This is a genomic window from Nocardia sp. NPDC004722 (assembly GCF_053601505.1).
In genome coordinates, this window is sequence record NZ_JBSGBY010000304.1 from 1 (window position 1) to 10,122 (window position 10,122).

13 protein-coding genes are annotated in these 10,122 nt (G+C 67.2%); 4 read left to right on the forward strand and 9 right to left on the reverse strand.

Annotated elements, in window-relative coordinates; all coding sequences use genetic code 11:
* The 5 genes from ACWELQ_RS26455 to sdhC all read right to left on the reverse strand — a co-directional run.
* Positions 1-297 (reverse strand): hypothetical protein (locus tag ACWELQ_RS26455; protein WP_452399749.1); only part of this gene is annotated, 297 nt, incomplete at its 3' end.
* Between the two features lie 170 nt (positions 298-467).
* Entirely contained in the window at positions 468-1,235 is a 768-nt protein-coding gene (locus ACWELQ_RS26460; protein ID WP_452399750.1) for a succinate dehydrogenase iron-sulfur subunit, read from the reverse strand.
* Positions 1,235-2,986 (reverse strand): succinate dehydrogenase flavoprotein subunit, encoded by a 1,752-nt coding sequence (sdhA, locus tag ACWELQ_RS26465; RefSeq protein WP_452399759.1) that lies wholly within the window; start codon positions 2,984-2,986, stop codon positions 1,235-1,237. The genes ACWELQ_RS26460 and sdhA overlap by 1 nt, the downstream gene beginning before the upstream one ends.
* Before the next feature lie 34 nt (positions 2,987-3,020).
* Entirely contained in the window at positions 3,021-3,452 is a 432-nt protein-coding gene (locus tag ACWELQ_RS26470; RefSeq protein WP_452399751.1) for a succinate dehydrogenase hydrophobic membrane anchor subunit, read from the reverse strand.
* 8 nt (positions 3,453-3,460) lie between these two features.
* Positions 3,461-3,856, reverse strand: a complete 396-nt coding sequence (sdhC, locus tag ACWELQ_RS26475; protein ID WP_452399752.1) for a succinate dehydrogenase, cytochrome b556 subunit — start codon at positions 3,854-3,856, stop codon at positions 3,461-3,463.
* Positions 3,857-4,180: 324 nt separating this feature from the next.
* Between sdhC and ACWELQ_RS26480 the strand changes: the two genes are divergently transcribed.
* The 4 genes from ACWELQ_RS26480 (at position 4,181) to ACWELQ_RS26495 (ending at position 7,560) form a co-directional block, all read left to right on the forward strand.
* The gene (locus tag ACWELQ_RS26480) at positions 4,181-4,582 is read left to right on the forward strand and encodes a cytidine deaminase (RefSeq protein WP_379366322.1); all 402 of its coding nucleotides are present in this window, start codon (positions 4,181-4,183) and stop codon (positions 4,580-4,582) included.
* A gap of 97 nt (positions 4,583-4,679) precedes the next feature.
* Complete coding sequence (locus ACWELQ_RS26485) at positions 4,680-5,963, forward strand: thymidine phosphorylase (RefSeq protein ID WP_452399760.1); 1,284 nt, start codon at positions 4,680-4,682, stop codon at positions 5,961-5,963.
* Between the two features lie 32 nt (positions 5,964-5,995).
* On the forward strand, positions 5,996-6,349 hold the full coding sequence (locus ACWELQ_RS26490; RefSeq protein WP_452399753.1) for an excalibur calcium-binding domain-containing protein: 354 nt from the start codon (positions 5,996-5,998) through the stop codon (positions 6,347-6,349).
* A gap of 119 nt (positions 6,350-6,468) precedes the next feature.
* On the forward strand, positions 6,469-7,560 hold the full coding sequence (locus ACWELQ_RS26495) for an adenosine deaminase (RefSeq protein WP_452399754.1): 1,092 nt from the start codon (positions 6,469-6,471) through the stop codon (positions 7,558-7,560).
* A gap of 59 nt (positions 7,561-7,619) precedes the next feature.
* On the opposite strand, the gene ACWELQ_RS26500 is transcribed toward ACWELQ_RS26495, so the two are convergent.
* From ACWELQ_RS26500 to ACWELQ_RS26515, 4 genes are all read right to left on the reverse strand, one after another.
* Complete coding sequence (locus tag ACWELQ_RS26500) at positions 7,620-8,864, reverse strand: primosomal protein (RefSeq protein ID WP_452399755.1); 1,245 nt, start codon at positions 8,862-8,864, stop codon at positions 7,620-7,622.
* Positions 8,865-8,890: 26 nt separating this feature from the next.
* Entirely contained in the window at positions 8,891-9,235 is a 345-nt protein-coding gene (locus ACWELQ_RS26505) for a YbaB/EbfC family nucleoid-associated protein (RefSeq protein WP_452399756.1), read from the reverse strand.
* Positions 9,236-9,305: 70 nt separating this feature from the next.
* Positions 9,306-9,647, reverse strand: coding sequence for a hypothetical protein (locus ACWELQ_RS26510; protein WP_452399757.1), 342 nt, complete (start codon positions 9,645-9,647; stop codon positions 9,306-9,308).
* A gap of 16 nt (positions 9,648-9,663) precedes the next feature.
* Positions 9,664-10,122, reverse strand: a 459-nt coding sequence (locus tag ACWELQ_RS26515) for a C40 family peptidase (protein WP_452399758.1), incomplete at its 5' end; no start/stop codon positions are given.

Consider the following 10,122-nt stretch of genomic DNA (forward strand, 5'->3'; position numbering starts at 1 on the left):
CGGCGGCGGGGGAGCGTACCCCGGCTGCGGCGGATACCCCGGCTGAGGCGCATACCCGGGCTGCGGAGCGTACCCGGGCTGCGGCGGGTAACCCGGCTGCTGCGGGTATCCCGGAGGCGGATACCCCGGCTGCGGCGGATACCCCTGCTGCACAGGCTGATAGAACGGCGGCTGCGTGGTCTGGATGCGCTGCGCACAGAACTGGCAGACCTCGACGGAACGGGCCACACCCCACTGCGGTTGCCACAGCACCTGATTGGTAGCCGGACCGTGGGCCGGATCGAAGAAGCAGATCACTGAACTTTCCTCTACGTGCGCGCCCGGCGAGACCCGGGCTGTTGCCTTCCGAACTGGAAACGCGGAGACCGCACCGTCGAGTTCCCCGATCCGTCCATGGTTATACGAAAGCCGCCCGCATCCGAAGATGCGGGCGGCCTGCGAGATTCGATCTCGGAGTCGGGTTGTCCCTAGCGCGTGAAGAGGAGGGCGCGCTTGACTTCCTGGATCGCCTTCGTGACCTCGATGCCGCGGGGGCAGGCGTCGGTGCAGTTGAAGGTGGTGCGGCAGCGCCAGACGCCCTCGACGTCGTTGAGGATGTCGAGGCGTTCGCGGGCGGCCTCGTCGCGGCTGTCGAAGATGAAGCGGTGCGCGTTCACGATCGCGGCCGGGCCGAAGTAGCTGCCGTCGCTCCAGTACACGGGGCAGGAGGTGGTGCAGCAGGCGCAGAGGATGCACTTGGTGGTGTCATCGAAGCGGGCTCGGTCGTGCTGGGACTGGATGCGCTCGTAGGTCGGCTCGTTGCCCTTGGTGATCAGGTAGGGCTTGACCGCCTTGAACGCGTCGAAGAACGGCTCCATGTCGACGACGAGGTCCTTCTCCACGGGCAGGCCGCGGATCGGCTCGACGGTGACCGTCAGCTCCTTGCTGCCCTTGGGCAGCATGTCCTTCATGAGGATCTTGCACGCCAGGCGGTTGACGCCGTTGATGCGCATGGCATCCGAGCCACACACGCCGTGCGCGCAGGAGCGGCGGAAGGTGAGCGTGCCGTCCAGGTAGGACTTGATGTAGATCAGCACGTTCAGGAAGCGGTCGGTCGGCAGCACGGGGACCTTGAACTCGTCCCAGTGCTGGCCCTGGCCGTCCTCCGGGTTGAAGCGGGCGATCTTGACCGTGATCATGGTCGACCCGTCCGGCACCGGAGCCGGCTTCTGCGGCGTTTCAGCGACAGCAGTCATCAGTACTTACGCTCCATCGGCTCGTAACGGGTCTGCACGACCGGCTTGTAGTCGAGCCGGATATCCGAGATGAGGTCCGGGCTCGTCTTGTACGCCATGGTGTGGCGCATGAAGTTGACGTCGTCGCGGTCCGGGTAGTCCTCGCGCGCGTGGCCGCCGCGAGACTCCTTGCGGTTCACCGCACCCGCCACCGTCACCTCGGCCAGCTCCAGCAGGAAGCCCAGCTCGATGGCCTCGAGCAGATCGCTGTTGTAGCGACGGCCCTTGTCCTGCACGGTGATCCGCGAGTAGCGCTCCTTGAGCACCTGGATCTCCTCGAGCATGGACTTCAGCGACTCCTCGGTGCGGTACACACCGGCCTTGTCGTCCATGGAGTTCTGCAGCTCGGTGCGGATGTCGGCGACCCGCTCGTTGCCGTGATCCGACAGGATCAGCGACAGCCAGTCCTGCACCATCTGCGTCGGGTTCTCCGGCATGTCCACGAACTCGGCACGCTGGGCGTACTCGGCGGCGGCGATACCCGCGCGGCGACCGAACACGTTGATGTCCAGCAGCGAGTTGGTGCCCAGGCGGTTCGCGCCGTGCACGGAGACACAGGCGCATTCACCGGCGGCGTACAGGCCGGGAACGATGTCGGTGTTGTTGCGCAGCACCTCGCCGCGGATGCGGGTCGGGATGCCACCCATCACGTAGTGACAGGTCGGCATGACCGGCACCGGCTCCTTGACCGGGTCCACACCCAGGTAGGTGCGGGCGAATTCGGTGATGTCCGGGAGCTTCTCCTCCAGGACGTCCTCGCCGAGGTGGGTCACGTCGATGAGCACGTAGTCCTTGTTCGGACCCGCGCCGCGGCCCTCGCGGACCTCCAGAACCATGGAGCGCGCGACGATGTCACGCGGCGCGAGGTCCTTGATGGTCGGCGCGTAGCGCTCCATGAAGCGCTCACCGGAGGCGTTGCGGAGAATGCCGCCCTCACCGCGCACGGCCTCGGAGATGAGGATGCCCAGGCCCGCGAGACCTGTCGGGTGGAACTGGTGGAACTCCATGTCCTCCAGCGGAAGTCCCTTGCGGAACACGATCGCCATGCCGTCACCGGTGAGGGTGTGGGCATTGGAGGTGGTCTTGTACATGCGACCCGAACCACCGGTGGCGAAGATGATCGACTTCGCGTGGAACACGTGCAGGTCGCCGGTGGCCAGCTCGTAGGCCACCACGCCGGTCGCGATCGGGCCGTTGGGGCCGTCGGACAGGATCAGGTCCAGCACGTAGAACTCGTTGTAGAACTCCACGTCGTGCTTGACGCAGTTCTGGTACAGCGTCTGCAGGATCATGTGGCCCGTGCGGTCGGCGGCGTAGCACGCGCGGCGCACCGGGGCCTTGCCGTGGTCACGGGTGTGGCCGCCGAAGCGACGCTGGTCGATCTTGCCCTCGGGCGTGCGGTTGAACGGCAGGCCCATCTTCTCCAGGTCGAGCACGGCGTCGATGGCCTCCTTGGCCATGATCTCCGCGGCGTCCTGGTCGACCAGGTAGTCACCACCCTTGACGGTGTCGAAGGTGTGCCACTCCCAGTTGTCCTCTTCGACATTCGCCAGCGCGGCGCACATGCCACCCTGCGCGGCACCGGTGTGCGAGCGCGTCGGGTACAGCTTGGTGAGCACGGCGGTGCGGGCCCGGGGACCGGCCTCGATCGCCGCACGCATTCCAGCGCCACCGGCACCGACGATCACGACGTCGTAGCGGTGTTCCTGAATCGGTCGGGATTCACTCATTCGAGGTAGCCAGTCCTTAGCTGATGTTGGGGTCGAAGGTGAAGATCACGTAGGTGCCGGTGACCATGATCAGGATCATGGACACGACCAGCGCCGTCTTCAGCCAGAAGCGGGTGGAGTCCTTGCGCGCGTAGTCGTCGATGACGGTGCGGACACCGTTGCCGCCGTGCAGCTGCGCCAGCCACAGCATGGTCAGGTCCCAGATCTGCCAGAACGGCGAGGACCAGCGGCCCGCGACGAACGCGAAGTTGAGGCGGTGCACACCGCCGTCGAGCATCAGCATGATCGTCATATGGCCGATCACCAGCACGACCAGCAGCAGGCCGGAGAAGCGCATGAACAGCCAGGCGTACTTCTCGAAGTTGTTGCCGGACTGGCGACGCGGAGCGCGCGGGGCGTCGAGGGACGCGGGGCGGTCGTAGGACTTGCCGAGAATGGGTGCGGTCATGTCGGCTCTCACTTCGTCAGCAGGTAGAAGAACTGGCGTCCGACGCCGGCCCCGGCGACGACGATCCAGATCGCGAGCACGATCCACAGCATGAGCCGCTGGTAACGCGGGCCCTGCGACCAGAAGTCGATGAGGATGATGCGGATGCCGTTGAACGCGTGGAACAGCACGCAGACAACGAGACCCATCTCCATCATGGCGACGAGCGGGTTCTTGTACGTCTCGATCGCGTGGTCGTAGGTGTCCGGGCTGACTCGCACCAACGCGGTATCGAGGACGTGGACGAACAGGAAGAAGAAGATCGTCACGCCGGTGATGCGGTGCAGAGCCCAGGACCACATGCCGGGGTCGCCTCGGTACAGGGTCCGCTTCGGCTTGGCCGCCGGAGCTTCTAGCGTGGTCATAGAGTGCGGTGCCTCCAACGTCGTCGATGGACCCGGTCAGATCCGGCGCGGAGCCTGAGGACTGTTGAAACCACCTGCTCACAAGCGGAATCCGTGCCCTTTTACAAGTGCTTCAGCAGTCCGGTGGCAGTGCTAGCAGGACCCGCTTCGGGAACCTGAACCGATCTGTCGTGAACTCTAAACCCAGCTTTGAGGGGGAACTAATTCGGCGTGCCGCTCGTTGGACCAAATTGTTGTGAGTTAGGTTTGCCTTTCCTGATTTTCGCGACCATGCGAAACGCGTATCACGCGGGTACGGTCACGTCCATAGGAGGATGGTCCGAATTGTCGGAAATTGACTGGAAAGCCCTGCGCTACAAGGCATTTGAGGTTATGCAAGGGGCATACGCCCCGTACTCCCGATTCCCCGTCGGCGCGGCGGCTCTCACCGCCGACGACCGCGTGGTGAGCGGCTGCAATGTGGAAAATATCTCATACGGTTTGGGCCTCTGCGCCGAATGTGTACTGGTCGGTAACTTGATTTCGACCGGAGGGGGGCGCCTGCTGGCGGTCTCCGTCTGCGACTCCCGAGGCGCCGTGCTCATGCCCTGCGGGCGCTGCCGGCAGATCCTGCTCGAGCACGGCGGCGGCGAGTTGCTCGTAGATCACCACAAGGGCGCCGTCCCGCTGAACACCTTGCTGCCGGACTCCTTCGGACCCGACGACCTCAGCGCCGGTCAGCTCTGACCGTCGGTGCCGGACCGCTATAACTCCTGATCTTCGTGGCGCACCGGGTTTTACATGGAAGTGCCGGGGTACGCGTGCCAGGGTGGAGGTCGTGACGGTGCACTCGGCGGTGGACGTGATTCGGGCCAAGCGCGACGGCGGTGAACTCGGCGACGCGCAGATCGATTGGGTGGTGGACGCGTTCACCCGCGGGGAGGTGGCCGACGAGCAGATGTCCGCGCTCGCCATGGCCATCGTGTGGCGCGGCATGACACGCCGCGAGACCGCGCGCTGGACCCAGGCCATGATCGACTCGGGCAAGCGCCTGGACTTCAGCGATCTCGGGCGGCCCACCGTGGACAAGCACTCCACCGGCGGTGTCGGCGACAAGATCACGCTGCCGCTCTCGCCGCTGGTCGCGGCCTGCGGGGCCGCCGTGCCGCAACTGTCCGGCCGCGGATTGGGCCACACCGGCGGCACACTCGACAAACTGGAGGCGATTCCCGGCTGGCAGGCCGACATTCCGGTCGAACGGATGCGGGAACTGCTGGCGGACCCCGCGATCGGGGCCGTTGTGTGCGCGGCGGGGGCCGACCTCGCGCCCGCCGACAAACGGCTCTACGCGCTGCGCGACGTGACCGGGACGGTGGAATCCATCCCGCTGATCGCCAGCTCCATCATGAGCAAGAAGATCGCCGAGGGCACCGGGGCGCTGGTGCTGGATGTGAAGGTCGGGCGCGGGGCGTTCCTGAAGGAGCTGGACCAGGCGCGCGAACTCGCCACCGCCATGGTCGAACTCGGCACGGACGCCGGAGTCGAGACCGTGGCACTGCTGACCGCCATGGACACCCCGCTCGGCCACACCGCCGGAAACGCCCTCGAAGTCTGCGAATCCCTGGACGTGCTGGCCGGGGGCGGCCCCGCCGACGTCGTCGACCTCACCCTCGCGCTGGCCCGGGAGATGCTGGCCCAGGCCGGAATCGACGATATCGACCCCGCCGACGTGCTCGCCGACGGGCGGGCCATGGACCAGTGGCGGGCCATGGTGCGCGCCCAGGGCGGCGACCCGGACGCGGCCCTGCCGCAAGCCCGCCATACCGAAACTCTGCGCGCCCCCGCCGCCGGGACGCTAACCCGGCTGGACGCGCTCGATGTCGGGCTGGCCGCCTGGCGGCTGGGGGCGGGCCGGGCCCGGCAAGGCGATCCGGTGCAGGCCGGGGCGGGCATCGAAATGCACGCCAAGCCAGGCGATTCCATCGCCGCGGGGCAGCCGCTGTTGACCTTGCACACCGATACGCCCGAGGCGTTCCCGGCGGCTCTGGAGCTGTTGCGCGACTCGTTCACGATCGCCGACGCCGAGCCGCGGCCGCAGCAACTCATCCTCGGCCGCATCACCGCCTGACCGCTTCGCCCGAATCGGCCTAGCCTGGGATCGTGAAGCAGACACGCAATTTCCGGGCTCGCGCCGCGACCCTCGCGGCGCTGGGCGTCTTCGGCATCGTCATGCCGCTGGGGGCCATCGCACCGGTGGGCTGGTCGACCGCGGCGGTCGCGCAGGCCAATCCGGCCGACAATGTCGGTGGCGGCGACTCCGGCGGCTACGAACCCAACTCGCTGGCCCGGGGCGACGCCACCCCGCCCAAGGCCGACAAGAAGGCCAAGCCCGACCCCATCTACAGCAGCTGCGAGCAGGTGTGGGAGCGCGGCGGCGGACCCATCTACGAAGGGCAGCCCGGCTATTCGGCCTACCTCGACCCGAACGGGACGGGCGTGGCCTGCGCCCGCTAGCCGACCGGTCGGCCCGCTGATCGACCAATCAGCAACGTGAGGGCAACGACAGACCGAACTATCGGGTGACTCGCATCAACCACCCTGCCGCAGAACGGGAATGCGGCTAACGTTGCTACATGACTGGACCGACGCCCCTCACTCTCGCCTCGATCCGCCAGGCTCCCAAGGCGGTCCTGCACGATCACCTGGACGGCGGGCTGCGCCCCGCGACCGTGCTGGAGCTCGCCCACGCCTGCGGCTACGACCAGCTACCGGCAGGCGACGCCGAAACCCTGGCCACCTGGTTCCGCGACGCGGCCGACAGCGGATCCCTGGAACGCTATCTGGAAACCTTCGCGCACACCGTCGCCGTCATGCAGACCCCCGAGGGCCTGCGCCGGGTGGCGCGCGAATGCGCCGAGGACCTCGCCGCCGACGGCGTCGTCTACGCCGAGGTACGTTTCGCGCCCGAACAACACCTGGAGAACGGCCTCACCCTCGACGAGGTGGTCGAGCACACCATCGCCGGATTCCGGGAGGGCGAAGCGGCCGCGGCCGCCGCGGGCACCCCGATCCGCATGGTCTGCCTGCTCACCGCCATGCGCCACGCCGCCCGCTCCCGCGAGATCGCCGAGCTCACCGTGCGCTGGCGCGATCGCGGCGTCGGCGGCTTCGACATCGCGGGCGCGGAGGCCGGGTACCCGCCCAGCCGCCACCTCGACGCCTTCGACTACATGCGAGCCAACCTCGCGCACTTCACGATTCACGCCGGTGAAGCCTTCGGCCTGCCGTCCATCCATGAGGCCGTCGCCTTCTGCGGCTGTGAACGCCTCGGCCACGGCGTCCGCATCACCGACGACATCACCGACTCACCCGAGGGCCCCAAACTGGGCGTGGTCGCCAACTACGTCCGCGACATGCGCATCCCGCTGGAACTCTGTCCGTCCTCCAACGTCCAGACCGGCGCGGTGCCCTCGATCGACAAGCACCCCTTCGACCTGCTGGCCCGCCTGCGCTTCCGCGTCACGGTGAACACCGACAACCGCCTCATGAGCGACACCACCATGAGCAACGAAATGCTCAAACTCTCCGAGACCTTCGGCTACGGCTGGACCGACCTGGAACGCTTCACCATCAACGCCATGAAGTCGGCGTTCATCCCGTTCCCCGAACGCCTCCGCCTGATCGACGAGGTCATCAAGCCGGGTTACGCGGTCCTGCTGGGATAATCCGTCCCGCAGAACAATTCGGGCCGCACCCGTAGGTGCGGCCCGAATCATGTTTCAGGTCAGGCTTTTTCGAGACGGGACTCGAAGGCCGCTTCGAGGGCCTTCCAGGACTCGGACTCGGCCTCGAACGGGGGATTGGGGGCCATCCGGGTGGGGTCCGGGTTCAGCAGGTAGGAGACGTACCAGCCCAGGGGAGTGGAAACGGCGAGGGCGGACTCGACGGAGTCGTCTTCGGCGTAATCGGCTGCGTCGGTGAACAACTCGACCGCCAGGTCGAGTTGGTCGGTGTCGACGGCCTTGGGACCGGTGGCCAGGTCCTCGGAGAGGCCGGGGAGGACGTAGACGTTCTCCTCGTCCACCTCGACGTCGAGGGAGCCGTCCACGGCGGCGGTCTGGACCTCGCCGTAGGTGCTCACCCGGGACAGGTCGTGGTCGTGGTCGTCGGCCAGGTAGCGGGCCAGGGCGCGCTCGGAACCGAAGACCGTGATGCTGCCGTCCTTGCCCAGGAAGATCGGCTCGTCGTCGACGTAGCAGCGCAGGGTGAAGAAGGTGCCCTCGGAGGTGATGATCTGGACCGGGTCGATGCCGACCTCGTGCCAGAACGACAGCTCCTCGTCGTCCTCCTCGTCCTCGTCCAGGTCGACGGGCTCGATCTCGTCGTCATCGCTCTCGGCCGCGTCCTCGGCGTCGACGATGTTCTCCTGCGCCGCAAGCAGTTCGGCCTCCGCGACCGACACCGCGTCGGCGTCCACCTCGGGAATCGTCACCACCGAGTCGATGGCGTCGATGACCTTCTCCCAGTCCTTGGCGATGGCCGCGCCGATCTGGTCCCACAGCTCCTCGCCCTCGCGGCCGAGGAAGGCGCTCACGCCGCCGGGCAGCGCGCCGAGCACCGGATGCGAGCCGAAGAACTTGGTGACGGTGTCGAGTTCGCAGACGTCACCGATATTGCGGACCATCTCGAGGGTCTCCTCGAGCTCGGAGACCACCTCCGGGTCCGGGTCGTCGGCGGCCAGCTCGGGCACGCCGACCAGATCGAAGACGTACTGCTCCTCCGGCTCCAGTTCGGCCGCCGACAAACCGGCGATGATCTTCCACGCGGGATGATCCACCAGGTCGTTTTCGGAGTTGGTACGAATGAACGCCGCCAGCTCGGCGACGGACTCGAAACCGTACAGGTCTTCCTCGTGTCCGAGGAACGCCTGCCACTCATCGTCGCCGTCTCGCCAGCGGGGTGCCCAGAGGGTGACAAGATCGCCTTTGGTCAGGCCGAGTGCGATCGGGACGATGTCTCCAGAAGCCATGACGGAGAGCCTATCCAGTCGTCGCGTCAGGCACTATCCGGGCTGCCCCCAATGCTTCCCGAAATCTTTTCGCCGGGACTCAGGGACTCGTTCAAGCGGGCCACGATTCGGGCGCGCTGCGCGGTCGCCTCCATGGCCGCCTGCTGGCACGCCCACAGGATCAGCCGCGACAGTTCCGCCGGAGAACGCGAGGTCACGGATTCGGCCAGCCACAGTCCGGTCAGCGCGCCATCGGCGTCGACCTCGGCCGTGACCGTCCGATCCTCGGCGCTGAAACGGGCCCGCACCTGCGACAATCCGTGCAGGGTCGCCTCCAGCGTGGCCAACTGCTGGTTCACGCGATCGAGCAGCGCATCCATCTCAGCACTCATCGTGAGCTCCTTCCGGCCCGGGGCCGGAATACCCGCGCCGCCGCGTTCCAACCGCTCCGCGTGGCCCGGATCATGAATTCCGCAGCCAACTGGTCTGTCCGGTATCGGCCTCGTCGAGCCGATCCAATTCGTCCACCACCGCGTGCCGGGTGGGCAGGCCCAGCCGATCCAGCACCGCCTCCGGGACGCCCGCCTCGGCCAGCAGCTCGCGCCGCCGCGACCGCGCCACCATCGCCGAGCGCTTGGTCAGCCGCAGGATCTCGTCGGCCAGAGCCTGTGCGCCGTAGCGGTATTCGCCCCGCTCGAACTGGATCTCCACCGGCATGCCCTGGTCGGTGGCGCGCACCGTCACCGTGCCCGAGCGATTGGCGGACGCCGCCGTCGTCACCGCCGGCACCTGTTCCGCGCTCATGAGACAGGCCCCGCGCTCATGCCGTGGGCCTGTAGAAACCGAGGAACCGCATGCCCGAGTTCTCCGTTCGTATCGGTCCGATCTGCACGGGATCACCGGCCTCCACCAATTGGCCGTTCCCGATCACCATCGCCACGTGCCCGCTCCACACCGCCAGATCGCCCGGCATCAAGTCCCCTGGACCGATCCTTGGGTGCCCGAACCTCTGCTCCTGCGCCAGCCGCGGCAGCGAAACACCCGCCTGCGCATACGCCCACTGTGTCAGACCGCTGCAATCCAACCCGACCCCGGGCTGCTCCCCACCCCACACATAAGGCGTCCCCACCTGGCTCAACGCCTTCCGCACCGCCTCCGCCGCCCGCTCATTCGGCGCCTCCACCACACTCCCGTCCGGCAACGTCACCTTCACCCCACCCGCCTGCGGCCGCGTGACCATCGCGTCACGAACACGACCCGGAGATTTCGGAGCCGTCAC

What these genes read in the sequence shown, in the direction of transcription:
- ACWELQ_RS26460 (WP_452399750.1), bottom strand. Translation starts at nt 1,235, where the DNA reads ATGACTGCTGTCGCTGAAACGCCGCAGAAGCCGGCTCCGGTGCCGGAC.
- ACWELQ_RS26470 (WP_452399751.1), bottom strand. Translation starts at nt 3,452, where the DNA reads ATGACCGCACCCATTCTCGGCAAGTCCTACGACCGCCCCGCGTCCCTC.
- sdhC (WP_452399752.1), bottom strand. Translation starts at nt 3,856, where the DNA reads ATGACCACGCTAGAAGCTCCGGCGGCCAAGCCGAAGCGGACCCTGTAC.
- ACWELQ_RS26495 (WP_452399754.1), top strand. Translation starts at nt 6,469, where the DNA reads ATGACTGGACCGACGCCCCTCACTCTCGCCTCGATCCGCCAGGCTCCC.
- ACWELQ_RS26500 (WP_452399755.1), bottom strand. Translation starts at nt 8,864, where the DNA reads ATGGCTTCTGGAGACATCGTCCCGATCGCACTCGGCCTGACCAAAGGC.
- ACWELQ_RS26505 (WP_452399756.1), bottom strand. Translation starts at nt 9,235, where the DNA reads ATGAGTGCTGAGATGGATGCGCTGCTCGATCGCGTGAACCAGCAGTTG.
- ACWELQ_RS26510 (WP_452399757.1), bottom strand. Translation starts at nt 9,647, where the DNA reads ATGAGCGCGGAACAGGTGCCGGCGGTGACGACGGCGGCGTCCGCCAAT.